The following is a 26069-nucleotide window of genomic DNA, read 5'->3' as shown; positions in this document are numbered from 1 at the left end:
TCCTAGTCTCCACATGGTGCCGGCTCGACTTCAATTTTGGAGCTCATATCCTGATAGTTAAAATACTGGATTTTTTTCACACGTTTAAAATATTTAAAAAGGCGCTCATTTGGATGTGCATTTTGTTTGTATTCTTCTATAATTTTTGTTAATAACGGTAGTAGCTGATCTGGTTCAATTCCTTCTGCCACTGGCTGAGCAGCATGGGCTGTACGGCCCACTGGCTTTGCACCAATAAATAAATCAAATTTTTTCTTGCGGTAAACGATCCCGATATCATCAAATACAGCTCGATAACATGCCATACCGCAGCCATTGAATCCGATATGTAATTCTTTTGGAAGCTTTAAACCTCCCAATTTTGCAGCAATTTCTTCTGCATATGGAATGGATTCTGCTTTTTCTCCGTAGCAAAAATCACAAGCTTTTAAATTTAAAACATCGCCCACTGGCATAACCGTTAGATCGTTTTGCTCAAGTTTCTGAACAATCGATTCAGGCTGATCGGTTGGAATCTTTACTAAAAAACGATGGTCTGGGGTATATTCCATGGTGCCTTTCTCTTCAATGGTTTCTGCTAACACTCGCATTTGCTCCGGAGTGATCATTTTATTAGCAACACCAGGGGAAACAGCAAATTCCAATATTTCTTCGATCGGCTGCTGTACGAAAAATGGATTTTCCAATTCCGATTTAGTCACCATAGATACAGCCTTTAAAGCCATATCTAAAGAGCTAAATTCTTGTTTTTTTTTCACTATTTGCTCATAACCAGCGGCCGTTTCCCCAGTTTCTTGATTTAATGCCCATGGTTCAGCTTCCTTTTTCAAACGTTGATGCGGTTTTAAACTTTGTGTCTCTTCCCCTAACGTATATTTACGCTGATACCCTCGTGGGGTAATGATTTTATTGTCATAAAAGAATGTAGAAGCATTCCCGATAATAACAGTTGTCAGCATTCCTATATCATGTTCAAGCATTTCCGCTAGTGTTGTCAGCACTACATTTTGTTTTTCACGGTAGGCACTTTTCACAAGCCCCACTGGTGTATCAGGAGAACGATATTTTAATAGAATATTTTGCGCCTCTACAATTTGACGTGTCCGCCGCCCGCTTTTCGGATTGTATAAAGCAATCACAAAATCTGCCATAGCAGCTGCTTCAATGCGCTTTTCAATAACAGTCCAAGGCGTTAAATGGTCACTTAAACTTATCGTGCAGGAATCATGCATGACTGGAGCACCCAATAAACTCGCACATGAATTGATCGCTGAAATACCCGGAACAATTTCTACGGCAATCCCTTCTTTTTCAGTCCAACCCTTTTCAATCAGCACTTCATACACCAAACCAGCCATGCCATATACGCCTGAATCTCCACTGGAAATCACTGAGACCATATTGCCTGCTTCAGCTTTCTTTACCGCATCTTGAGCACGCGATACTTCTTCTGTCATGCCCGTACTAACAATGGATTTTGCTGTTACAAACGGTTCAATAAGCTCTACGTATGTTTTATATCCAATAATACAATCACTCTGCTGCAATGCATCGACAGCTCGTTTTGTAATATGCTCACGATCTCCAGGACCGAAACCAACAACAAAAATTTTCCCCTTTTTCATCGGCTTACCTCCAATTAAAAAATGCCTGCACTCCTTTTCAAAGGAATACAGGCATGTGAAAATAACAATATAAATAAAACATTATACTGAAACACAAAAACAATACAATAAATATGATTGTCCCGCCTATACTTCTCCCTCCGAAAAGCAAGTGTCGTTTAAATAAGCAGGTTTCCTGACTAAAGCTTCTTTTTACTCTTACACCTTCCCAATTTCTCAGTGGTATTGTAATTTCATCGGCTCTTACAGTAGCGGGGGCTGCACTAGAATTCCACTAGTTTCCCTTTTACCTCACAAATGTGAGCACTTATTTAAATTGAATTATTAAATTATTTTTAATATATCATACCGTTTTCAAAGTTAAAAGTGAAAATTTGTTAAATAGTTATTTTGAATATAGATGCCTGGATAAGAAAAATAGGACTGTCCCCAAGCCACACTGCCCTATCCCTCATATCAAAAAGGCTAAAATCTCAACAACGTGCAAAATATTAAGAGCTCCTCCATATCGAATGGCTCTTTACTCCAAATTACTTGTTTATCTTTCCCTTATAAGTAGCGAACACTCTACATGTGCGGAATGTATGTATATGAAAATTTTCTGAAAAGGAGGATGGGCGCTTACCCATCCTCCTTTAAAAATTCAGTTATTGTTTCCATCAAGGTTCTTTGATGTAAAGTTATCAAGCAATTCACGCGCATCATCTGTTGACTCTGTGTTCATTAATTGATTTCTTAATTCACTCGCCCCTCGAAATCCTTTGACATATATCTTAAAAAAGCGATGAAGAGCCTTAAACGGCCGCAGCTCTAATTTTGAATATTTATCATGGAGATCGAGATGCAATCTTAAGAGATCAAGCAATTCCTGACTGCTATGATCTTTCGGCTCCTTTTCAAAGGCAAATGGATTATGGAAAATTCCGCGCCCAATCATAACCCCATCAACCCCATATTGATCAACAAGCTTTTGGCCAGTCTGACGGTCAGGGATATCCCCATTGATCGTCAAAAGTGTATCTGGTGCCACCTGATCTCGAAGTTTTTTAATCTCCGGGATCAGCTCCCAATGAGCATCTACTTTGCTCATTTCCTTCCTTGTACGCAGATGGATGGAAAGATTAACAATGTTTTGTTCCAATATGTGTGTTAGCCAGTCCTGCCATTCGTCTACATCTGTGTACCCAAGCCTTGTCTTTACACTTACGGGCAAACCGCCTGCTTTTGCTGCCTGTATTAAATCGGCTGCAACCTCTGGACGACGAATAAGGCCACTTCCCTTCCCGTTCTGTGCCACATTGGGTACTGGACAGCCCATATTGATATCGACACCCTGAAAGCCCAGTTTCGCCATACCAATACTCATTTGCCGAAAGTATTCAGGCTTATCCCCCCATATATGGGCTACAATTGGCTGTTCATCCTCTGTAAAAGTCAAACGTCCACGCACACTTCGGATCCCCTCTGGGTGACAATAACTCTCTGTGTTTGTAAACTCTGTAAAAAACACATCAGGTCTGGCTGCTTCACTCACTACATGACGAAAAACAACATCTGTCACATCTTCCATTGGTGCCAGTATAAAAAATGGCCGCGGTAAATCACGCCAAAAATTATCGATCATATTAAAATTCAAATCCTCTCATTATGGGATACAAGCCAACTCATTATCCCAAAATTAAAAAGCAGAATATCCCTGCTCCTTTACACTTATACCATGCTAAAGCACTTTTTATCAAACGGATCGAAAATGTTTATTTTAACTTCACAACCTCTTGGACTGCCGAAACATCTCCTGCCATCCCATTAAACAGTATTCCACTGGCCGGTAAAAAAATAAAGCTTTGCTAAAACATATTAAAAACAACGGATCGACAAGAGGTTAACAGATTTAAAAGACCCCGAAACCGCAAAATATTTTTTTGCGAAATCAGGGTTGGACCAGCAATGTTTATATTTGGGGTTACACCTTTAAAACAAGTTGTGTCACACACTCCACGTGCATCGTCTGCGGAAACATATCCACAGGCTGCACTTCCTTCGTCACATATCCACCATCTTCAAGAACCCTCAAATCCCTAGCAAGCGTCGCCGGATTACAAGAAACATAAACAACTTTCTTCGGCTTCATAGCTAAAATCGTGTTCAGCAATGCCTCATCACAGCCTTTTCGTGGTGGATCAACAACAAGGACATCTGCTTTAATCCCTTGATCATACCAGTTCGGAATCACGACTTCGGCCGGTCCTGCTTCAAATTCAGTGTTATCGAGACCGTTTAAGGCAGCATTTTGTTTCGCGTCTTCAATGGCTTCAGGGACGATTTCGACACCGTATACTTTTTTCGCTTTTTGTGCCAAGAATAAAGAAATCGTTCCAATTCCACAATAAGCATCGATGACCGTCTCTTCCCCGCTTAAATCGGCATACTCCAATGCTTTTTCATACAAGACTCGCGTCTGTTCGGGGTTCACTTGGTAGAAGGAACGAGCTGAAATCGCAAATTTTATGTCGCCAATGTAATCATGGATGACTTCCTCGCCCCAAATGACTTGAGTTTGGTTGCCCATGATGACGTTGGTTTTCTTGGAGTTTACATTTTGAATGATCGATTTGAGTCCATCGATGTTTTGGACTAATTCTTCAATGATCTTATTTTTGTGTGGAAGGTCTGGCGTTCTCGTTACGAGGACGACCATGACTTCCCCTGTTTCGTATGCTGACCGGGTCATGATATGACGAAGGGTTCCGCGATGCTTTTCTTCATCATATGGTCGGATGCCTAAGCGCTGGCAAATCGATTTTACTTGCTGGATGACTTCATCATTTTTTTCATATTGAATGATACATTTGTCCATATCAATGATTTCGTGACTTCTTTTTTGATAAAAGCCTGCTACAAAGCGTCCTTCTTTTTCTCCTACAGGAACTTGGGCTTTGTTTCGGTAACGCCAAGGCTCTTCCATTCCAAGTGTTGGATGAACCTGAACATCCTCAAGCTTCCCGATGCGGGTCATGACATCACGAACATGCTTGGCTTTTGCCTCAAGCTGTCCTTCATACGACATGTGCTGGATTTGACACCCGCCGCATTCATGATAAATCGGACACGGCGGATCTTGGCGGTGCGGGCTTTTTTCATGGAGCTCGGCCAATCTTCCGAAACCATAGCCTTTGCTTGCCTTTACGACTTTTACTTTTCCTGTTTCACCAGGAAGAGCGTTGGGAACAAACAATGGGTAGCCGTCTACTTTTGTCACACCATTCCCGTCATGGGTTAAATCTTCAAAGGTGGCCTCTTCTATATATTCATTTTTCTTTACTGGTGCTTTTTTACTCATTTTAATCTTCCTTTTCTCGTTCCAATATAAGCTGTACTGATTGTACCACAAAGGGAAGGGAATGTTGAAACGGGCCAATCAATCCTTTCTGTAACCATATAACCCCTTACTTATTATTCGCATTTTCTTATCATCAAAAGGTAAACAGTATATAATGGGTATAACATAAGGTGCCTGTCTCGGCCATTTGTTAAAATGGGTGTGCACTTTAGATCGTTTGAGAAAGGGTTCTATTAATGAAGCTTACAAAACACACTCTGAAAATCCTTATTAGTTTGATAGCGGGAATGTTATTAACCATTGCATCAGCCATTCTAACGGTTGAAAAAATTGAAAATAGAGATGAACTTCACCATCTGCAGTTTGGGCTTCCGATTCCATTTGTCTATCAACATAACGATTGGCTGGAGCCTCCAAACAGTGAGCTGCCGAAAGAAGTCCAAATGTTTAGCCCAACGGAAACTCCTACTGACTTTAACCTGCTATTTTTCTTCCTCGACTTTCTTCTTATTTCGGGGTTTATCTATCTTGTGATTTGGGGGACTTCTAAATTAAGAAATTCGCGAAAAGGAAGGGATTAGGTTTTAGTAGAATTTTGGTTGAAGGATAGTAGTTCATTCTTGTTCAAATCTTTTAGCTTCTTATTTTCTGTAAATGACTTTCGTTATGTTATTATAAGAATCTCATTAATGGAACATTCTTTTGACTTTTAGTAAAATTCTAGAGTTCCAAAATCACCATCAGGTTGTAAGGGAATGGTCTTAGGTCGATGTTCGGCTATATTTGAAAGCTTTTTCCTTGTCAAAAATCACCACGTTTTTCAAGGTGAAAAATAGGTTATAGTGTTGAGATGGAAGACTTGATAGATTTGAAGAAGTAGGTTGATAGACATGAACATTGAATTAGTTGTAAACATCATCTTGTTTTTGAATGTTTTTTTTGGCGTTCTCTTTACTTTAAAATCGCGAAAAATTTGGCTGCCCTACATACATATCTTTTGTACCTTTGTGCTTTTAACGATTGGAGGCATTTACTCGATTCTGTTTAACAGCGAATCCGTCATCGGGGACGTTTTCGTGTTTGTTGTTGGAGACATTCTGTGGGTGCTATTATTCGTTGTGATTGCCCATATTTTATCGTGGGTTGTACGCGTGATCCCACTGAAGCACAAGCAGCATATCGGCTGGTTCTTCCTTCTTGGATTCCCAGTATCCTTTATGATCTTCATCCATATCTAGCTCGACAAATTTCGAGCAATCTCGGGTCGTGCCTGGCACCACCCGAATTTTCGCTATAAGAAAAACCCCATTTCTTTTCGGAGAAATGGGGTTTTCGTTATGATCGAGTGGTGCCTGGCACCGTTATTATCCTTTGTCTTGTTCCCTAATCTTGTCTATCGGGACGAAGACTTGTAGGTGACGGTAAAGGTTTTCGAATTCTGCTGGAAGGAGTCCTCCGAATTCACCGTCGACGTTGAGCTGAACTTTTTCTTTTGAGTGAATCTTGATATGGTTGGCTTGCGTATAGATGACATTAGGATCTTTGATATGCTCTCCACGAACGGCAAGGCTTGCGATCCGGATGAACTCAGCCAGGTTGGTTTTCTTCAAGATGAGCAATGAGAATAAACCATCATTAATTGATGCATCTGGAGCTAGCTTTTCAAATCCGCCTACAGAGTTTGTGAGTCCGATTAAGAACAACATAACGTCGCCTTCGTAGACTTTTCCATCGTACTCAATATGAACTTCTGTTGCACGGATAGAAGGGAGCATTTCCATCCCTTTTAAATAATAGGCAAGCTGTCCTAGCATCGTTTTAAGCTTACTTGGCACTTCATAGGTAAGCTCAGTCAAACGACCGCCACCCGCGATATTAATAAAGTAACGATCATTCATGCGGCCGATATCAATCGGAATCGTATCTCCTTTAATAATCACGTCAATGGCATCTTCTATATTCTTAGGGATATGAAGGGCCCTTGCAAAGTCATTCGTCGTCCCCATTGGAACAAGTCCAACTTTAGGGCGATACTCTTTTTCTGCAAGACCATTTACGACTTCATTTAACGTTCCATCGCCACCTGCAGCTACAACGAGGTCATATTTTCGTTCAACAGCGATTTCTGCTGCCCTAGTGGCGTCTCCTTCACAGGTTGTGGCGTGAACCGAAGTTTCATATCCAGCTTGTTCAAGTTTTATTAATACTTCAGGCAAATGCTTTTTAAACAGCTCACGACCTGAAGTGGGATTATAAATTATTCTTGCTCGTTTCATTCCCCATCATCCTATCATTGTATTTCAAAGGTAAACCCATTCATTTATCAATTCCATCTTTTAACATCATATATCACTGATGAAAACAAAGCAATTTTTCAACGATTACACACAGAAAAAATAGACCTGTATAACAGTCTACCGCAAAATATAATACCTCTTTTTCTGATAAAAATCTATGGAAAAAAAAGTGATACCCGTTTGTTATAGATAAGTTGCTGATTATTTACAAGAAACAGGCAGGCTTTCTAAGGTGATGGCAGTATTTTTTATCAAGCCATTCTTTTAAATCCTAAATTAGAAGAGGGCTGTCTCAAACCAAAGTATCCGGAACCATATTTTCAAAGTGGTTCCGAACCTTTTTTGGACAACCCCAAACGATCAATTCACCTTTGTTACCTTTAAAAACTCAGCATTTGAAATCGTTAACTGAGAAGAGCCTTCCCCTACTTTTAACGTTCCCGATTTCATCGGTCTTCCCTCATATTTATGGTCAACATATTCTTCATTCTCAGTCCCCGATACCTCTTCTACCATATTCCAATCTTTCGTTTCGCCTTCTAATCGATTCACGTTTTCAGCGGATAATAGGATATCCGATTCCTTGGATAACTGAAGATTCATTTCACTGCTGTTGCTCACAGTCCAGTTATTCATCAACTGACGCGGCTTCATTGTAATGAGGCTATAGTTTCCGCTTACCTCTAGCTGTACATCGGAAGGAACAACGACTGTTGCGTTCATTTCATTTGTGGTATTCAATGGATTGGGAGCGTGGGGAACCCGTTTTAGTGTTAAATATAACGTATCCCCTTTCACCTCAGAAAATAAGTAATCCTCAGGTGATTGTAACACTTTCTCCCCATTCACAACCGGAGCATGGTACGTACCAAAAATAGAGAGCTTTGAAGTAGACGTTCCTTCAATGGTTAAAGGGTGTGATCCTGTATCCAGCACGACCCGTTTGATCTCTTTTTTGACATCGTATTCATATGAAGGAATGTCCAGCGTTTGTTCTTCCATGTCGACCCACCTATTCACTTTATCCATTAATCCTGTCGCTTGGAAGATGGTAAATCCAATACCCACCGTCCCAATTAATCCTACGAAAAAGATACTTAATAGGTCATATTTTACCGTCGGTTTTTCTTGTTTTGATAAGAACAAATACACTAAGATTTCTCCGCCTAAAATGATCAGAAGTAGCGGCCACCAGCCTGCCATTATAAAGGCAGCATCCCAATTAAAGAATCTCGAAAGGAGTAAGAACGCCCCTAAAAATACAAGGGCAGCTCCCATTGAAATCGAACCAACTCGCCAAACTCTCATTATGATACCTCCTTATCCTTTTTCTTACTCCCACCTAATAGCTTCAATCCTCCACCAATGAGAAGTACACAAACGATTCCGGTCTGAAGGTAATTTTGTACCCAATACATGAAATCAACACCGATATATTGCTGGATGAATGGTGAAAACACCGGAAGAAAGATATTCGTAAACATATAGTAAATCCCAAGAGCTACAAGCCCGATTCCCACCCATTTTTGGTGATTGATGAGATAGGAAATGACTGGAGTATCCTCCAACGGTTCTTTTCCATATCGAGATGCTCTTTGAAGTCCATCAAAGAAGCTATAAAACCAAATGATCGGGACGAGGAAAAGGAAAATTCCCAGTCGTAGAACATCTAATATATAAATAGAGAATAAGAAAGCTGCCATCAGCTGGATTCCACGTCTTTGAAAACCTAAGTAGAGATGACCTGCACCAGGAAACATCGACAAGAGTGTCGCCAATGATTTGCTTTTCTTCCCGTCCTCACGTCTCGATTCAAACTCCTCTAATATCGAGCGATCTACAAGGGTTTCCCCATTTTGCTTTTTAGTAAGAAGCTGCATCGAATCGAAAAAGCTGTATACCCATAGAACCGGAAGCAAGGCAAGGAATACCATAAACTCCCCACGGTTGGATAATGCGGTTACAAACAAGATCATAGCCCCAAGCCCAAAGAACGCCGCTAATAAGGTCACTCCTCGATTCATCAAACCTAGCTGAAAATGGCCTAATCCAGGAATGAAAGAAAGGATGATGGTGAAAAAACGCTCTGACTCGGGAGTCGAGTGCGGTATGAGTTTCCCTTCTGATTCCTCATTTTTTGTAATCGTCTCTCGATATGATGTAATGGCGGTATCTATAATGGATATGAGATACAGAAGGATTGCTGCACCTAAAAACAATACGATAAGCTCGTTATACCAATACATGTATTGTGTTAGTATAAAGGCAAAAACTGGAATTGAGAATATACCAACCATATAAAACAATCCTCTTAACACTTTCCCTAAGTAAAGCAATCCTCCTCCAGGGAAGAACGCCAATATAAAAGCTAGAATTGGACTTTTTTTCATCATTCGTTCGCCTCCTTGTTCGTTTGATTTGGCTCCTCTACAAAGGAAAAGGTTTCCTTCATAATTCCCTCTGTGATCGATTCCTTCGGCGATTTATTTTCAAAATCCGTTACGATGGTCATTAGCTCTTGAAACACTCCTGTAGTCATTAATAACAGCGTCATTGTTGCCGCTACCAGGTAATGAAAAACAGATTTCTGATAAAACTTTGTCTTTGCGTATGTTCTAGGATTCTCTATTTTGGTAACAGGCTTCTCCTGCTCAATCATGGCCATAATTCCATCTGTAAACCCATCGGGATCGGTTACGGTCGGGAAGCTGGTTTCTTGACGCTCAATCGCCTCCAAGTAAACCTCCATGCATTGGTCACATTCATAAAGGTGGTTTTCAAACTCTACTCTTGTCTTTTCATCGACTTCATCTCGTACATATGTCATCCATTCTTCAAATGTTTTATGCTTCATGAAAAGTCATCCTCCTTCCAATGCTTCTTCATCCACAACCGCGCTCGATACAGCTTGGTCTCGATGGTTTTTACCTGAACATTTTGCTCTTTTGCTAACTGCTGATAGGATTTCTCTGCTATGTAATAGCCATAAATCACTTCACGGTAATTCTCCGGAACCTCATCCAGCCTCTTCCTGACAAGCATCCTCTTCTCTTTCAATAATACCTGTTTTTCTATCAGATCATTTCGAAAATGATGATCCTCTTGCGGGGGGACGGATAAAAGGTCTTCTACCGAGTCCTCTTTCCGCCTTTGGTTTTTACGCTTACAATCAATCGCATGATTGACCGCAATCCTCGTAATCCACGTTTTAAAGCCTTGATGCTCATATTGAGGGAGAGAGGTATAAATTTTCAAAAAAACCTCTTGTGCAGCATCCTCGGCATCCTTTTGATTACGAAGGACCCCATAAACCGTTCGGAAAATATAATCTCTGTACTTTTCGATTAAAATTCGAAAAGCATGATCATTCCCGTTTTTCACTTTTTCAATTAAAGCCTGATCCAATCCTCTCTCCCCCCTTTCTATAAGAAAAGCGTAAGCGCCTTGAACAGCTCATGCCTTGCATAAGGTGAGTCATGTCTCGAGGTGCCAGACGCAGGAGCAGGACACTAAAACTTTATATCCTTAAACACTCCAAAACATTGTTTATGCTTTCTTACCATAATAGACGACCAAAATTGCCGTTCCCCTACACATTATTTGATTTTTTCTTCATCCATATTATCCCACAAAAAAACCACCTGTAGGAGCAACCGCTTACTTCCTAAGGAGGTTTAGGTAAATATTTTTATATTCCTCTCATTTAAAAAATGAACAGACTGATCCAGGGAGTCTTGATCAAAATGATAAACTTCTTGAATAAGATCCTTCCATTTATGGATATCCCTCATTTGGAACTCGCGAATATTTCGATAAGTCATCACCTTTAACGTTTCATTTCTCAAAAAATAACACTGATTCCCTTGAAAACGAACCGCCGTAATCCGCCTCATCGTAATATTATCATCACGGTCATCATAGGATTCCACAATATCCGCTTCCAAATCTGATTCTTCAAGAGGCTTCCAGACAATTTCTTTTTTCACAAATGACTTCCCATTCGCTTTCCGATCAATTTCATATAAAAATCGATCTTTCTGAGTAAAACTTATTTCCTCCCCAAAGCCATGAAGCAAATGACGCTGTCTCGCTTCTAATTCAATAGGCTTCATGATCGGAGAACCATAGCCAACATCTACATAATAACGATGATCCTCAAATGTCACCATTAATCCTAGATGTCCAGGCTTCACCCTCACGAACTTACACTGGAAGCCTAAGCTTTTAAGTAGACGTCCAAAATTAATATTTAACGTGTAGCAAGTACCTCCCCAGCCCTTATCATAAAGATTTGAGATAAACTGCTCGATAGAAGGGACATACTCTTTCTTTTCAACATAGTAATGGATTTTACTAAAGGTCTCATAAGGGATCTTAATCAAATGCATTTGAATTAACCTCTGCAGATAATTAACACTCAAAGCTTCTCTTTCCATATTTAAATAAGCAAGATACTTATCAATAGTCTCTGTCATTCGATCACTCTTTCTTTTTAAGAGTCTCACTTAAAGGATGCTATTAGTAAAAATTTTAGTAGAAATCCAGGCGTCATACAAGCATTTTCCTTGTGAGTCATGAAATTGTAATCTGTATTGGATTTAGTAGCTAAAGTTTGTTGAAGCTCTGATAATATGAGGTGTTTTAATGTGGACTCTTCGAGAACATGAAATACTGCTTAAGCATTAATGACGGTATGATTAGAGTTCTTTCATGACAGAAATACTGCATTAGCAAAGATGACGTTATGAAAAGAGCTCTTTCATGACATGAAATACTGCATATGCATAAATGACGGTACGATAAGAGCTCTTTCATGACGTGATATTCCGCACAAGGGAAAATAACAACCTCAAAAGGGTCAATTAAAGCTGCGATATTGAGAAGATGCAGAAATGACCACCTTAATAGAACACGTAAGTCCTATAAAAAATTAATTATCTCATATAGATAGACACTGACACACCTTTTGTACTGGCGTCCTGAAATGCTAGTTACTATAGAATAAGCTCAAAAGCTCTTATGTGTATTTTCAAAAATTTCTCGTCCAATTGCTAATAAGTAGTTATATTGCCCCAACTCATCATTATTCTAAAATAACAACCCTATAAAGAAACCCATTAAACATCATACTCTCCTACTAATCAAACGTTTGATTAATAAGAAAAAGAGGACGACCCAAATAGGTGTCATCCTCTAGCTATTAAGCTTCACTCATTCGAAGAAGGTTTGTCTCTACTGTTTTTCTTAAATCAGGAGTGAATCCATCTTCCATTTTCTTTTGTTCTTCTTTAAAGTATAGAATCACTTCATCGTCAAACTCTATTTCAATAAGTTCGCGGATGTCCCAGATTCGAAGTGCCACCATGATGGAAACCAGGTGAGCTACAGTGAGTGATTTCTTTTTAAAGTTGACAAGTTCATTTATGGTAGCCACTCGAAGACCCGTTAAGCGGTGAAGGTCCCCTTGTGTCATCCCGCGGTCTTTGAGAATCTTGCCAAGCTTTATGTTGACTTTATGAGGAAACTTTTCAAGTGTTTCGATGACGATGCTGTTTGTCTTTTGATGGATCATAGTGGTCCCCCCTCATTCTACACTACAATATTACCGTGAATTCCGTCATTCGTGAACAGCAATAACCGTTCCAATTTTAGGCAATATTACTCAATGAGGGGCGCGCACTCTATAACATAAGACTTATGAAGATTTTAAATATTTTTAAACAAATATTCCTTTCATCAATTTCATTTTAATGCTTTGGTAAACCTCAAACCATAATTCTTCATTTTGAACATATTGTTCTGTTAGTCTCGTAATCATTTCACTTCGTTTTTGTGGAAAATCCTCATGGTCTTTAGGTGGTAGTTTCGCTACTTCATCATCCACGATCTTTTGGATCCTAGGTGCACGCGGCCCCCATACTGCGACTTCATGACCGTTTTCATCTATGAAAATGAAGATAGGGATGGATCGCGATGTTCCATTTGTTAAATACTGGTCCATAAGTTCTAAGTTTTGATCTCTTAATAGTAAGCGAACATCCATGTCAAGGTTCTCCGTTAATTTTAATAAGACAGGGATATTCACCATTGCATCTCCGCACCAATCTTCTGTCAGAACAATGACTTTTAAATTCTGTTCCTTAACCCCTTGGATAAACTCATCTTCTAATGGCAACTGAAATCCTTTATAGATCGTTTCTAGATTTTCTTTATTCACTGACATTGAATGGATATATTCTTCAGGGGTCATCCCCATTTCAAACCATTTCATTAAACTCATCATCATTCCTCCCTTTTCAAATCATATTCTTGATTTCATTTTTACACAAGATTTTCATTTTCTTTTCCAGTTTTAATTGTTTTGAATATGCTTATAAGCATATAATAAAGAAAAGTGGTGAATTGGACACCAATATGCGTGATATTCATAATAAAAAAGGAGAAATCCTTACAGATTCCTTACTTTTATCACATTTTTTCAATTAAAATAGTAGTATGCATTAATCACACATACTACTAACGGGTTAGAGGATTAAAGTGATCTTGTTTTTTATTTGGCCATTATTTATCATAAAAAAAGGTGACTCATTTGTTAGTTATTCTAACATAAAGTCATCTTAACAGCTTTCAGAGCCTTCAATTATCTCTTTAAATTTCTTATAGTAGTAATTCAGCTCGATTACACTATCTGCCTCCTTTATTTTTTCCAAATACTTCTCTGCTTTGGAGTAAAGCTCTGGGGGCAATTCAACCTTGATTTTTTCGCTCTTCGTCAACAGGTTTCACCTCATTGTGTTTCGAAGATCCTCCTTTAGAGGTCGTTTCGAGCTGATATTGTGAAAGCTCTTGAATATACTCGGCTTTCGTTATTGCGAGGTTTTGCTCAATTTTTCTTGTAATAACGGAACTTCCACCAATTCCTGATAATAAACTAATGTAGATCGCATACCAAATTGGCATAGTATCCATGACAGGCAGGATCGACAAGTACCCGGCAAATATCCCAATGATGATATCTTTCGTTGACCCAAAAATAATATGTTTTTCTCCGTTTTCATCCACTAGCTTTCGGGGAAAAGTAAAATGACCATTCTTAAAAATCAAAATATGTCCTAGTCCTCCAAGACCACCCATTATCATCGGCAACAAGATCACTTCTAATAAGGACATACACATTCACCCTCTGGAATGATTTACTATTATTATACAATATTTACAGAATATTCAGAATGGATAATTAGACACAATTTGTCTTTAATCAAAGGAGTAAAGGAAATGAGGAAAATCGTGATGAAAGTCTCGTCAATCGACAAGCTTCGATTTCAAAATTACATGATGCTAATAAAAAAGGCTGAATCCAAAGCGGAAGCAGACATGTATTTCCGCCTAGCTAAAGAAATTATAAAAAAAGCAGAGAAGAACAATAGAAGTCTGCTTTAAATCATTATAAAAATGATGGATGCCTTAAATTTTTCCCTTAGGACAACTTTGATGTATTTACTGATAAAAAAGAAAGCCTCCAAACGGAAGCTTCCCTTGTTTTCTTATTTTACCCCAACGGCATCAAAAGCAGCGTTCACGCTTGCGACTTCAGAACTTCCTGCTCCGTAGAGATCCGTTGCAGATTGTACAGCTGCTGAACGAAGCTGACTAAAAGTAGAAGTAGGCGTTAGATATTGAGTTAAAGCACGGTAGTAGATGTCACCTGTTTTAGCCGTACCAATTCCCGTTACAGTGACACCGTAATGAGTACCGCCTTCACTTAATAAATAGGCCGCTTTATTCCCAATCCCGCTGTTAATGTGTACTCCGCCATTATCACCAGTACCCGTATAGCGTTTTGAATAATGATCAGGATCATTATATTTTGTAGGATCGGACATGGAGCGAAGAGCATCCCCTGCTTGATTAGGAGTATACACATCTTCTCCGATCTCCCAATCTGGATTATTATTTGCATAGAATTCTACTAATGTACCAAAAATATCAGACATGGATTCATTAATAGCCCCTGACTCATTTTGATAAATCAGGTCTGCTGTTGTATCTGTAACCGCATGTGTCAATTCATGAGCGATGACATCCAAAGCCCCTGATAATGGAATAAAGGTTGATCCGTCCCCGTCACCATAAACCATCTGCTGTCCATTCCAGAATGCGTTATTATAGCTGCGTCCATAATGAACCGTTGAATGTAGTGGTGCGCCTTGACCATCATAGCTATTTCGATTAAAGGTTTCTAGATAATAATCATAGGTTTGTCCAGCATAATAGTGAGCATCCACTGCCGCTCCGTCATAAGCTTCATTTAATACATTATCCGCATCATCCCAAAGTGAACCTGGTAAACGGCTGCGATTGGATGCATCATAGGTGAAGACTCCACCGCCTCTTGTGTTATCCTGTAAATAATAGGTTGATGAAGAAAGATACGTATTAATTGACTTTGTATCACCTAGAACTCCTTTACCTGTTCCAACTACATCGGTTCCACTACCAGTGCCTCCATCACCCGGTTTCCCTTTTCCATTGCCATTTTCCTTTTTCCCATGATGGATTTCGTTATATTTTGAAAGAACCTCACCAGAAGTTGCATCAACAAAATAGCTCCAATTCCCTGGTTCAGGAGTTAAGAAATTATAGTTTACTAGATAAGCATAATGAGCTTCTTTATTGCTATCAACATAAACGACATAATCAGTAGTAGGCTTGTACTCATATTGAGGTTGAGTACCAATCTCAGCTAACAGATCCTTCTCTCCAATGCTTACAGCTTCTTTCGCTTTAAGCTTTTTCTCCTTTTTCAATCCATTTTTTTGATCAAGATTTGGTATGGAAGCTCCAGAGATGGCCGTTAGAACTCCATCCTTATTTACATGGGCCGTCATTTCTGATCCATAAACCGGAACCCCTTTATAAACTTGTTGTAATCGAAGGTATGTAAACCCTAACTTATCTTTCTTTTTTTCTTTTACAACAAATGAATTCTTTGCCTCTGAAGCAAATTTGTAATTCTTTTTCTTTCCATTGAGATAATTAAATACAATCTCTTCTGCATTTTTCGAGGATGGCTGCGTTAATTTTCCTGAAATAAACTGCGGAGTACCGACCTCTTTGTTCATATTAAATTGTGCATAAGAATCTGGTGCTCCTAGTGCTTGCGGGGAAAAGATCGGGCTTACCATCAATCCAGTAGCTAGTCCAACTGCAATCGCTGTTTTCTTCATAGATTTTCCGCTCCTTTGTTCAGAATATTTTTAAAAATTCAATAACAATCTTTATCATAAAGGATTTTTCTATGAATATACATGTTGAAATTTGGTGAATTTTCTTTATTCAAGTATAGGGATAAAGAAGGACAAAGAAATGGATTTTTAACGAGTTTTTGTTCAATGTTGAAAATTTTGGGGCTCATTTCCAAGAATAAATTTTCATTCGCTTTTAATTTCTTTCATATCAATGATAGAAAAGCCTTATTTTTGACAAAGGCAAGCTTTCCTTTAGGAAGACTACAATCGTTTTTGGAAGTCTATGTGGAGGTAGTTCATGTCTCAAAATAAAAGGACTGCTCCTAGATCTAGGAACAGCCCTTACTAAAATGTTATCGTTTTTTAATTTCTTGTAATAGAAGCTTATTTACCATCGGAGGATTTGCTTGCCCTTTGGTTGCTTTCATGATTTGACCAACAAGGAATCCGATTGCACGGTCTTTCCCGTTTTTAAAGTCTTCAATCGATTGCGGATTTGCATCTAGCGTTTCTGTCACGATTTTAAGAAGAGCGCCTTCATCTGAAATTTGGACAAGACCTTTTTCTTTTACAATCTTTTCTGGGTCTCCCCCGTTTTCAACTAATTCTTTAAAGACCTTCTTCGCAATCTTAGAAGAAATCGTTCCATTTTCAATCAGTTTGATCATACCGGCTAAGCCTTGTGGAGTTAGGGCCACATCGCTCAACTCTTTTTGCTCACTGTTTAGGTATGCTGAAACCTCACCCATCAGCCAGTTCGATGCTTGTTTCGTATCAGCCCCAGCGTCAACCGTTTCTTGGAAGAAATCAGACATTTCCTTTGTAAGCGTTAATACCATGGCATCATAGGCTGGTAATCCCATTTCCTCTACATAACGTTTTTTGCGTTCATCTGGAAGCTCAGGAATTTCAGAACGTACACGCTCTTTCCACTCGTCGTCAATATGAAGAGCTAAAAGATCTGGTTCAGGGAAATAACGATAATCATCAGAACCTTCTTTAACACGCATCAGAATCGTTTTTCCTGTTGATTCATCAAAGCGGCGTGTTTCTTGTTGAATGATACCGCCTGAAAGAAGAACTTTTTCTTGACGAACTTGTTCATGCTCAAGCCCCTTTTTTACAAAGTTAAAGGAGTTTAAGTTTTTCAGCTCTGCTTTTGTTCCAAATTCCTCTTGCCCAATTGGACGTAGTGAGATGTTGGCATCACAGCGCAGTGAGCCTTCTTCCATTTTACAATCAGACACTCCAGTATATTGGATGATGGATTTTAATTTTTCTAAATAGGCGTAAGCTTCTTCTGGTGTACGAATATCCGGCTCAGAAACGATTTCGATTAACGGTGTTCCTTGACGGTTGTAATCAACTAATGAGTAGCCATCACTTGAATGCGTCAGTTTCCCAGCATCTTCTTCTAAATGAAGACGAGTAATTCCGATTTTCTTCTTCTTCCCATCGACTTCAATTTCAATCCACCCATGCTCACCGATTGGCTTATCAAATTGAGAGATTTGGTAAGCTTTCGGGTTGTCTGGGTAGAAATAGTTTTTACGATCAAATTTCGTATCTGTTGCAATTTCGCAATTTAAAGCTAATGCCGCTTTCATACCGAATTCAATTGCGCGTTTATTTACAACAGGTAAAACGCCAGGATATCCGAGATCGATGACGTTTGTATTTGTGTTAGGCTCTGCTCCAAAGTGGTTCGGGGCAGGAGAAAACATTTTCGAATCTGTTTTAAGTTCTACATGGACCTCAAGTCCAATGACCGTTTCAAAGTTCATTGATTTCACCCCTTACAGTTGTGGTCTTTTTTTATGATAATCTGTCGCTTGTTCGTAAGCATGCGCCACACGGTAGACCGTGCTTTCATCAAAGTGCTTCCCGATAATTTGCAATCCAAGTGGTAAACCATTCGATGCAAAACCGCATGGGATCGAGATGCCCGGCACTCCCGCAAGGTTTACAGGGATTGTCAAAATATCATTTGCATACATTGTTAATGGATCATCGACTTTTTCGCCAATTTTGAATGCTGGAGTCGGAGTCGTTGGCCCAAGAATGACATCATATTTTTCAAAAACATCTTCAAAGTCTTTCTTGATTAACGTACGAACCTGCTGTGCTTTTTTGTAATATGCATCATAGTAGCCAGAGCTTAATGCGAACGTTCCAAGCATAATACGACGCTTCACTTCTTCACCAAAGCCTTCAGCACGTGTTTTCTTATAAAGTTCAATAAGGTTTTCTGCATCTGGAGTTCTGTAACCGTAGCGAACACCGTCAAAACGAGCAAGGTTTGCAGACGCCTCTGAAGAAGCTAAAAGATAATATGTAGCGACACCATATTTTGAATGTGGAAGAGAAACTTCCTCCCAAGTCGCACCAAGACCTTCTAACACTTTCAATGCATTCAAAACGGATTGGCGAGCTTCTTCGCCAACACCTTCTCCTAAGTATTCTTTAGGGACCGCGATTTTCAGACCTTTAATATCCCCAGTTAATGCAGATGCATAGTTAGGAACGTCAACGTTTGCAGAAGTCGAATCGTTTGGATCAAGACCAGCAATCGCTTGAAGCAAGTAAGCATTGTCCTCAACATTTCTTGTAATCGGTCCGATTTGGTCAAGTGAGGAAGCAAAAGCCACAAGACCAAAACGAGATACACGGCCGTAAGTAGGCTTTAATCCAACTGTACCGGTAAATGCTGCTGGTTGGCGAATAGAACCACCTGTATCTGATCCTAGGGAAAATGGTACTTCTCCAGCTGCAACAGACGCTGCAGAACCACCTGAAGACCCACCTGGAACAGTTTCTAGATTCCAAGGGTTACGTGTCTTTTGGAAGCCAGAGTTCTCTGTAGAGGAACCCATGGCAAACTCGTCCATGTTTAATTTTCCAATTGTAATCGTTTCAGCACTCGTTAATTTATTGATAACCGTTGCGTCATAAATAGGATTAAAGTTTTCAAGAATTTTACTTGAACACGTTGTACGAAGTCCTTTTGTCACGATATTGTCTTTAATTCCAATCGGCATACCAAATAGAAGACCCTTCTCGCCTTCCGTACCACGTTTGCTGTCAAGCTGCTTTGCCTTCGCACGGGCATTTTCCTCGTCCAATGTTAAAAATGCCTTAACTTTATCGTCAACACTGTTAATTCTTTTGTAGGACTCATCCATAAGATCTGTGACGGAGACTTCTTTTTTATGTAAAAGCTCATGAAGCTCTGAAAGCTTATGTTCAAATAGAGACATCCTGTTCCCTCCTTATTCTAAGATTGATGGTACGCGAACCTGTCCATCCTGGTGATCTGGTGCATTCTTAAGTACTTCTTCACGCGGAAGTCCTTTACCAGGCTTATCTTCACGAAATACGTTCTTCATATCAAGTACGTGTGAAGTCGGCTCTACATTTGTTGTATCTAGTTCATTCAGTTGTTCTGCAAACCCAATGATGGCATCCAACTGAGTGGTAAATTTTTGTACTTCTTCATCTGAAATCGCTAAACGGGCAAGATGTGCCACGTGCTTCACTTGATCCTCTGAAATTCTGGACAATTCTCTACACCTCCGAAAATAATCGAACACTTGCACTATTTAGAATAGCGGAAGCGCCTTGAACAGCCTCAAGTCGGCATAACGTAATCCACATAAGAGAGGATTTTTCCTTCCTATGTGGACGAGCTTATGACAAAAGGAGCTTGGCGCTTAAGGGCAACCAATGTTCAACACTGGTTGACAAGCGTACACTATGTAATTTTCTTATCTATTGATAATACCAAAAACCCCGCCCTTTAAGCAACTGCTGGGGAAAGGCAGATTCTAGTGGTACTTTTTGTGCCTGGCACACTTTCGCCTTCCTTTTATCTTGGTTTTATTTTAGAGGGTTTGTACTATTTTTTGACGAATTATTGGTTTGAGGTGATTTTCCAATGAGGATTTTTACATTTTATCAACGTGATGGGAAAGTAATTAATCGGTTTGAGAGTAGGAATGTGACGATTCATCCACTTGTAAAAACAAAGAAACCCTTTCAAATTGGTTATTTTTATCTTGAAGCTGGCAGCGTTCTTGGAATGCATCCAGCTACCTGCCCGCAGCTATTAATGGTTACTGGGGGAAGCGGCTGGGTTCGAGTAGAAGGAGGGGAGAAAGTGAAGGTTGAGCCGGGGATGGCTGTTTTTTTGGAAAAAGGGGAGCAGCATGAGTCGGGCTCAGTGCATGGGATGACGGCGATTGTTGCCGAAGGGGAAGAAATTAATCCTGATGAATTTTTAGAGAGTTTTTCAAAATCATAATGAATCCATAACAAAGTATGTGGCTATTTTCAAGCATTTGTTTTCGTTTCTTCCGCTCTATAGCGATATAATAAAAGAAATCACAAAAAATCTGCTTGATAAGAAGGGGTCTCATGCTTGTTAATGTTCTGATTACATTACTGACTGGTTTAGGAGGCGGCTTTGTATTTACCCTTTTGAATATCCCCCTATCCTGGCTTTTGGGGAGTATGACGGCTGTGTTTATTTTTAGCAAGCTTGTGAAAACTGTCCAACTTGCTATGCCTCCCTACTTTAGAAACATTGGTTTGATCATCATTGGCTATACGATTGCGCAATCATTTTCTAAAGATACTGTCATGGAAATCATTCATCAGCTTCCATCAATGTTTCTGATGACGATTTCTGTCATCCTTTTCAGCGTATTACTTGCTTTTTTACTTACTAGGATTACTGGAATTAGTTTTCGTTCTACTCTTATCGGAAGTATTCCAGGCGGTTTATCTCAAATGCTCGTCCTTGGTGAAGAATTAAAAAATGTCAATTTAACGGTCGTGACGATTTTACAGGTTAGTCGTTTATTATCGGTTATTTTTATTGTCCCGTTTCTAGTTTTTAGTCCCATTCTCAACGGTACCAACAGTACTGACGGAGTTATTTCATCATCAAGTGGTGGCAGTGGGGTTGAATTGGATTGGCGGCTTGTTCTTTTGCTCGGACTTGCTGGAGTTTCAGCTGTATTGGCCAAAAAAATCAAACTGCCTACTCCATATTTATTAGGACCGATTATTGGCGTCGGCACGGTAGCTATTCTAATGAATTCCATTCCACATATGCCAAGTATCTTTATTGTATTGGCTCAAGTATTTCTTGGGATTTATTTCAGCTTTATGATGGACTTTGAAAACAGCGGAAATCCTGCCAAATTTGTTATTCTTTCGTTTTTGACATCTATTGTGCTTGTTCTTTTCGCATTAGTTCTTGGAGTCGGATTGATGTATTTACATGGTATTCAATTTGTGACTGCCTTTATAAGCATGGCGCCTGGGGGAATGGCGGAAATGGCCCTTGTCGGCCAAGCGATTGATGCCCAGCTTGCGATTGTTACAGGATATCATTTATTTCGAATTCTCTTTATCCTCTTTGTAGTCCCGTCTATTTTAAAATGGATTTTGAAAAGAGATGAGCTTAGCGGTGCTTAATAATCCTCGGAGAGTGGCAATCGTCACCTTCCGAGGATTTTTTTTATAAGTGCTTTTGGTCCTTTCGTTTTTTGTTTCTTGCAGGATTTTGGTGTTATAGTGGATATTTGTGGCTTTTCTTCTCCTACATAGATATCATTTTTATCTATTGCATAATTGTGAGCTAGAACGAGTCCAATATCGGAATCATATTCTTTATTCGTTGTCATTGTATAGGGATTCCCGTGTTTTGAAGCTGTTTTGATGTATTTTGAAAGATAGGAATACCTCATATTCCCATTGAGGTAAAGCTTTGCTTTAGGGTTTTCTTTAATGGCTGATATCACTTCGCTATATACTTTTTTCTTCCTCACTTGACTTTTAGTCAGAGCAATAATGACACGCTCCCTGAAAGTACCCAAAAATCTTCTTTTTTCATCTGGGTTAATTTCTTTCTCTCCATAAATCCCTTGTTGAATATAATCATCCACAGTTGGCTTTGACAATCATGGACACCTCCGCACATCATCGATTCATGAACATTATCCCCTACAGTGTATGATATCATCTCAAAAACGCAATAAAAAATACAGGAATTCGATTTTGAAACACTTTAACACGGTGATACACTTGGGGACGGTTCTCGAACGGTTTAACGCGGTGATGTACTCCGGGACGGTTCTCGAATGTATTAGAGTGTTAAAGCTTTAATGTGTTCGAGAACCGCCCCCAACCTTTGACCAAAAAAGTGCTGACACTATGTTTGTGCCAGCACGAGAATATTAGTATCAATTTTTTATACGAATTGTTCTTCTTCTGTTGACCCTTTTAAAGCTGTCGTGGAAGAGGTTCCTCCTGAGATCACCATAGATACTTGATCAAAATAACCCGTTCCTACTTCACGTTGATGACGAGTCGCAGAGTAGCCGTGTTTTTCACTATCAAATTCGGATTGTTGCAGTTCGGAATAAGCTGCCATCCCGCGGTCTTTGTAGCCTCTAGCTAGTTCAAACATACTGTGATTAAGAGCATGGAACCCTGCAAGGGTAACAAATTGGAACTTGTAGCCCATTTTGCCGAGCTCTTTTTGGAATTTTGCAATCGTTACATCATCTAATTTTTTCTTCCAGTTAAAGGACGGTGAACAGTTGTATGCTAGTAGTTTCCCAGGGTACTTCTCATGAATTGCCTCAGCAAAGCGACGTGCTTCCTCAAGATTTGGTTCAGATGTTTCGCACCAAACCAAATCTGCGTATGGAGCGTACGCAAGTCCTCGGGCAATTGCTTGATCAAGCCCAGCTTTGGTACGGAAGAATCCTTCAGGAGTACGGTCTCCAGTAATAAAAGGAGCATCATATGGATCGACATCGCTCGTAATTAAATCTGCGGCATTCGCATCTGTTCGAGCAATAATCAACGTCGGAACTCCCATGACATCTCCTGCCAGTCGAGCTGAGATAAGGTTTCGAACTGCGGTCTGTGTTGGTAAAAGTACTTTTCCTCCCAAATGTCCACATTTCTTCTCAGATGAAAGCTGATCTTCAAAATGAACAGCTGCGGCACCTGCTTCAATCATGCCTTTCATTAATTCAAATACATTTAATTGCCCGCCAAAACCAGCTTCTGCATCTGCCACGATTGGAGCAAACCAATCTATCGAATCATCACCTTCAACATGGTGAATTTGATCTGCACGTTGTAAAGCCTGATTAATACGCTTAACAACTGATGGTACAGAGTTTGCCGGGTATAAGCTTTGATCTGGATACATATGTCCTGAGAGATTAGCATCTGCCGCTACTTGCCAACCACTTAAGTATATCGCCTTCAAACCAGCTCTTACCTGCTGGACAGCTTGATTTCCGGTTAACGCACCAAGAGCATTAATATAATCCTCTGTATGAAGATAATCCCAAAGCTTTTCGGACCCTCTACGAGCCAATGTATGCTCTATGTCCACGGATCCTCTTAATCTAACAACCTCTTCTGCTGTATAAGGACGTGTTACCCCTTTCCAACGATGATCCATCTCCCAGTTCTCCTGTATCTTCTCTACACGCTCATTAAAATTCCCCATACTATGAATCCTCCCTTTGTTAAAATTAGTAAATTTATCAGATCTAAATTTAAACCTTTCCCTTTAACCTATTACCCTATTTAGAATGCCCCTGTATCGCTTTAATGTGTTACCTCGCTCGAGTACCGTCCCGCTTCGCTTTAACGCATTACCCCGTTCGAGAACCGTCCCGCTTCGCTTTAACGCACTACCCCGTCAAGAACCGTCCCGCTTTGCTTTAACGCATTACCCCATTCGAGAACCGTCCCGCACTGCTTTAATGTGTTAAAGTTTTGGGTAGCCGGGTTGGGTGAGGAAGTCGATGAAGGTGTCGGCTTTGATGAGTTGGTCGAATAGGTCGATGGCTTCTGTGAATCGACGTTTCTCGTATTGTTCTTTTCCCCATTGCCCTTTTAGTTTTGTGAGTTCTTCTTGCTTGATCCTCTCATAGAGTTCTAGGGTTACTTTTCTTCCGTCGTTTAATATTCCTTTTGGGTGACGAATCCACTGCCAGACTTGTGCCCGAGAAATTTCCGCGGTTGCTACGTCTTCCATAAGGTTGTGGATCGGCACTGCCCCTTGTCCGCCAAGCCATGAAGCGATGTATTGAATCCCCACATTTATATTTTGACGTAAGCCTTCTTCGGTAATTTCTCCTTGTGGAATCTCTAACAACTGTTCTTCTGTTACTAGCAACCCTTCTAATTTCTTTGTATCAATTTGGTTTGATTCATTCATCTCCATATCGAAAACTTCAAGTGCTACAGGTACTAACCCTGGGTGTGCTACCCATGTTCCATCGTGTCCATCGACAGCTTCCCGTTGCTTATCCGCTCTTACCTTTTGAAAGGCTTCTTCGTTCTTTTCGGAATTATTTTTCACCGGAATTTGTGCCGCCATTCCCCCAATCGCCGGCGCCCCCCTTTTATGACACGTTTGAATGGTCAGTAAAGAATAGGCCCTCATAAATGGTGCCGTCATCGTAACAGATGATCGATCTGGTAAAATCACATTCTCATGCTCTCGAAGTTTTTTAATATAGCTAAAAATATAATCCCATCTCCCACAATTCAGTCCTGCGGAATGCTCCTTTAATTCATATAAAATTTCATCCATTTCAAAAGCAGCATTAATGGTTTCTATTAAAACCGTCGCTTTTACGGTACCTCTTGGAATTCCAATATACTTTTGTGCATATACAAAAACGTCATTCCACCATCTTGCTTCAAGATGACTCTCTAATTTAGGAAGGTAGAAGTATGGTCCACTTCCATTTTGAAGGAGCTTACGTGCGTTATGAAAAAAGAACAATCCAAAGTCTAGTAAACTTCCAGAAATCGGTTTTCCATCTAATTCGATATGTTTTTCATCAAGATGAAGTCCTCTTGGCCTTACAATTAAGACGGCTGGATTTTCTCCTAACACATACTTCTTCCCACTTTCATTTTCAAACGAAATGGTTTTGGCAACAGCATCTCTCATATTCACTTGACCGTCGATTAGGTTTTCCCACGTAGGAGATGTGGCATCTTCAAAACAAGCCATGAAACATTTTGCTCCTGAATTTAATGCGTTAATCACCATTTTCCTATCAACTGGACCGGTGATTTCTACTCTGCGGTCTTTTAGATCTTTCGGTAATGGATTGATCTGCCAATCAGATTTTCTTATTGATTCTGTTTCTTTTAAAAAATGGGGCAAGTGTCCTCCATTGATTTTCTTTTGCTGTTCATTTCTGTTGTGTAACAGTTTTAATCGCTGTTCACCAAATCTTCGTTCTAGTTGTTCAATAAATTGTAGTGCGGAAGGTGACAGAATTTCTTCATATCCCGCTCTCATGCTTCCTTTTACTTGGATACCCGCTATTTGCGTGGACATTGAACCAAATCACTCCTTTATTAGAAATCATCTGTTTTCTAAGAAGTAGGAATTCATTTTGTTATAACACAGATTTTATTATTTGTTTGTATTATATAACAGTTAATATAAAAATGTAACCATTTTTTTCTAAAGAATTTTCGACAAAATCCTAAATCCCCTTTT

At 39.7% G+C, this 26069-nt stretch carries 25 protein-coding genes and 1 riboswitch; of the genes, 5 read left to right on the top strand and 20 right to left on the bottom strand.

The genetic code is table 11. The features are described 5' to 3' along the window. Positions 1 to 2 precede the first annotated feature (2 nt). The 3 genes from cobJ to rlmD all read right to left on the bottom strand — a co-directional run bounded on the left by cobJ (position 3) and on the right by rlmD (position 4965). The gene (gene cobJ, locus JOC86_RS20325) at positions 3 to 1625 is read right to left on the bottom strand and encodes a precorrin-3B C(17)-methyltransferase (RefSeq protein ID WP_205174789.1); all 1623 of its coding nucleotides are present in this window, start codon (positions 1623 to 1625) and stop codon (positions 3 to 5) included. Between the two features lie 148 nt (positions 1626 to 1773). Further along, positions 1774 to 1951: riboswitch (cobalamin riboswitch) on the bottom strand. A 317-nt stretch (positions 1952 to 2268) separates the two neighbouring features. Further along, positions 2269 to 3249 carry a tRNA dihydrouridine synthase gene (locus JOC86_RS20320; RefSeq protein ID WP_205174788.1) on the bottom strand — a complete coding sequence of 327 codons (981 nt, stop codon included), beginning with the start codon at positions 3247 to 3249 and terminating at the stop codon, positions 2269 to 2271. 339 nt (positions 3250 to 3588) lie between these two features. Continuing rightward, positions 3589 to 4965: a 23S rRNA (uracil(1939)-C(5))-methyltransferase RlmD gene (gene rlmD / locus JOC86_RS20315; RefSeq protein ID WP_205174787.1), complete on the bottom strand. Its 1377-nt coding sequence runs from the start codon at positions 4963 to 4965 to the stop codon at positions 3589 to 3591. A gap of 236 nt (positions 4966 to 5201) precedes the next feature. On the opposite strand from rlmD, the gene JOC86_RS20310 reads away from it, so the two are divergent. Together JOC86_RS20310 and JOC86_RS20305 are read left to right on the top strand one after the other, a co-directional pair. Continuing rightward, positions 5202 to 5546 (top strand): hypothetical protein, encoded by a 345-nt coding sequence (locus JOC86_RS20310; protein WP_205174786.1) that lies wholly within the window; start codon positions 5202 to 5204, stop codon positions 5544 to 5546. A 309-nt stretch (positions 5547 to 5855) separates the two neighbouring features. Then, positions 5856 to 6203, top strand: coding sequence for a hypothetical protein (locus JOC86_RS20305; protein ID WP_205174785.1), 348 nt, complete (start codon positions 5856 to 5858; stop codon positions 6201 to 6203). A gap of 126 nt (positions 6204 to 6329) precedes the next feature. Here the strand turns inward: JOC86_RS20305 and JOC86_RS20300 are convergent, their stop codons facing one another. From JOC86_RS20300 to JOC86_RS20255, 10 genes are all read right to left on the bottom strand, one after another. Further along, a complete protein-coding gene (locus tag JOC86_RS20300; RefSeq protein ID WP_205174784.1) occupies positions 6330 to 7241 on the bottom strand; it encodes a diacylglycerol kinase in 912 nt (303 codons plus the stop codon). A gap of 381 nt (positions 7242 to 7622) precedes the next feature. After that, positions 7623 to 8570, bottom strand: coding sequence for a hypothetical protein (locus JOC86_RS20295; RefSeq protein ID WP_205174783.1), 948 nt, complete (start codon positions 8568 to 8570; stop codon positions 7623 to 7625). Then, positions 8570 to 9652 carry a hypothetical protein gene (locus tag JOC86_RS20290; RefSeq protein WP_205174976.1) on the bottom strand — a complete coding sequence of 361 codons (1083 nt, stop codon included), beginning with the start codon at positions 9650 to 9652 and terminating at the stop codon, positions 8570 to 8572. Before JOC86_RS20290 ends, JOC86_RS20295 begins: the two co-directional genes overlap by 1 nt. Next, positions 9652 to 10116 carry an anti-sigma factor family protein gene (locus tag JOC86_RS20285; protein WP_205174782.1) on the bottom strand — a complete coding sequence of 155 codons (465 nt, stop codon included), beginning with the start codon at positions 10114 to 10116 and terminating at the stop codon, positions 9652 to 9654. The genes JOC86_RS20290 and JOC86_RS20285 overlap by 1 nt, the downstream gene beginning before the upstream one ends. Further along, positions 10113 to 10667 carry an RNA polymerase sigma factor gene (locus JOC86_RS20280; RefSeq protein ID WP_205174781.1) on the bottom strand — a complete coding sequence of 185 codons (555 nt, stop codon included), beginning with the start codon at positions 10665 to 10667 and terminating at the stop codon, positions 10113 to 10115. The genes JOC86_RS20285 and JOC86_RS20280 overlap by 4 nt, the downstream gene beginning before the upstream one ends. Positions 10668 to 10936: 269 nt before the next feature. After that, positions 10937 to 11737: an arylamine N-acetyltransferase gene (locus tag JOC86_RS20275; RefSeq protein ID WP_205174780.1), complete on the bottom strand. Its 801-nt coding sequence runs from the start codon at positions 11735 to 11737 to the stop codon at positions 10937 to 10939. Positions 11738 to 12462: 725 nt separating this feature from the next. Beyond that, complete coding sequence (locus tag JOC86_RS20270) at positions 12463 to 12834, bottom strand: helix-turn-helix domain-containing protein (protein WP_205174779.1); 372 nt, start codon at positions 12832 to 12834, stop codon at positions 12463 to 12465. A gap of 144 nt (positions 12835 to 12978) precedes the next feature. Then, positions 12979 to 13542 (bottom strand): thioredoxin family protein, encoded by a 564-nt coding sequence (locus tag JOC86_RS20265; RefSeq protein WP_205174778.1) that lies wholly within the window; start codon positions 13540 to 13542, stop codon positions 12979 to 12981. A 337-nt stretch (positions 13543 to 13879) separates the two neighbouring features. After that, positions 13880 to 14038 (bottom strand): hypothetical protein, encoded by a 159-nt coding sequence (locus tag JOC86_RS20260; RefSeq protein ID WP_205174777.1) that lies wholly within the window; start codon positions 14036 to 14038, stop codon positions 13880 to 13882. Then, the gene (locus tag JOC86_RS20255) at positions 14010 to 14432 is read right to left on the bottom strand and encodes a DUF4257 domain-containing protein (RefSeq protein WP_205174776.1); all 423 of its coding nucleotides are present in this window, start codon (positions 14430 to 14432) and stop codon (positions 14010 to 14012) included. The genes JOC86_RS20260 and JOC86_RS20255 overlap by 29 nt, the downstream gene beginning before the upstream one ends. 105 nt (positions 14433 to 14537) lie before the next feature. Here JOC86_RS20255 and JOC86_RS20250 point away from each other — a divergent pair, with 105 nt between their 5' ends. Then, positions 14538 to 14702, top strand: coding sequence for a hypothetical protein (locus JOC86_RS20250; RefSeq protein ID WP_205174775.1), 165 nt, complete (start codon positions 14538 to 14540; stop codon positions 14700 to 14702). Between the two features lie 104 nt (positions 14703 to 14806). On the opposite strand, the gene JOC86_RS20245 is transcribed toward JOC86_RS20250, so the two are convergent. The 4 genes from JOC86_RS20245 to gatC form a co-directional block, all read right to left on the bottom strand. After that, positions 14807 to 16489, bottom strand: coding sequence for a M4 family metallopeptidase (locus JOC86_RS20245; RefSeq protein ID WP_205174774.1), 1683 nt, complete (start codon positions 16487 to 16489; stop codon positions 14807 to 14809). A gap of 374 nt (positions 16490 to 16863) precedes the next feature. After that, positions 16864 to 18294, bottom strand: a complete 1431-nt coding sequence (gene gatB, locus JOC86_RS20240; protein WP_205174773.1) for an Asp-tRNA(Asn)/Glu-tRNA(Gln) amidotransferase subunit GatB — start codon at positions 18292 to 18294, stop codon at positions 16864 to 16866. A 12-nt stretch (positions 18295 to 18306) separates the two neighbouring features. After that, positions 18307 to 19767 carry an Asp-tRNA(Asn)/Glu-tRNA(Gln) amidotransferase subunit GatA gene (gatA, locus tag JOC86_RS20235; RefSeq protein WP_205174772.1) on the bottom strand — a complete coding sequence of 487 codons (1461 nt, stop codon included), beginning with the start codon at positions 19765 to 19767 and terminating at the stop codon, positions 18307 to 18309. Between the two features lie 12 nt (positions 19768 to 19779). Beyond that, complete coding sequence (gene gatC / locus JOC86_RS20230) at positions 19780 to 20070, bottom strand: Asp-tRNA(Asn)/Glu-tRNA(Gln) amidotransferase subunit GatC (protein WP_205174771.1); 291 nt, start codon at positions 20068 to 20070, stop codon at positions 19780 to 19782. Between the two features lie 374 nt (positions 20071 to 20444). On the opposite strand from gatC, the gene JOC86_RS20225 reads away from it, so the two are divergent. After that, positions 20445 to 20810, top strand: coding sequence for a cupin domain-containing protein (locus tag JOC86_RS20225; RefSeq protein WP_205174770.1), 366 nt, complete (start codon positions 20445 to 20447; stop codon positions 20808 to 20810). A gap of 113 nt (positions 20811 to 20923) precedes the next feature. Continuing rightward, positions 20924 to 21991 carry an AbrB family transcriptional regulator gene (locus JOC86_RS20220; protein WP_205174769.1) on the top strand — a complete coding sequence of 356 codons (1068 nt, stop codon included), beginning with the start codon at positions 20924 to 20926 and terminating at the stop codon, positions 21989 to 21991. A 23-nt stretch (positions 21992 to 22014) separates the two neighbouring features. Here JOC86_RS20220 and JOC86_RS20215 read toward each other — a convergent pair whose 3' ends face one another. The 3 genes from JOC86_RS20215 to aceB all read right to left on the bottom strand — a co-directional run bounded on the left by JOC86_RS20215 (position 22015) and on the right by aceB (position 25904). Then, a complete protein-coding gene (locus tag JOC86_RS20215) occupies positions 22015 to 22476 on the bottom strand; it encodes a YueI family protein (protein WP_205174768.1) in 462 nt (153 codons plus the stop codon). A 290-nt stretch (positions 22477 to 22766) separates the two neighbouring features. Beyond that, positions 22767 to 24047, bottom strand: coding sequence for an isocitrate lyase (gene aceA, locus JOC86_RS20210; protein ID WP_205174767.1), 1281 nt, complete (start codon positions 24045 to 24047; stop codon positions 22767 to 22769). Between the two features lie 264 nt (positions 24048 to 24311). Further along, positions 24312 to 25904 carry a malate synthase A gene (gene aceB, locus JOC86_RS20205; RefSeq protein ID WP_205174766.1) on the bottom strand — a complete coding sequence of 531 codons (1593 nt, stop codon included), beginning with the start codon at positions 25902 to 25904 and terminating at the stop codon, positions 24312 to 24314. Between the last annotated feature and the right edge of the window lie 165 nt (positions 25905 to 26069).

Origin of the sequence: Rossellomorea pakistanensis (genome assembly GCF_016908495.1) — a bacterium.
GTDB lineage: Bacteria > Bacillota > Bacilli > Bacillales > Bacillaceae_B > Rossellomorea > Rossellomorea pakistanensis.
This window is presented reverse-complemented; position numbering and strand designations above follow the sequence as displayed.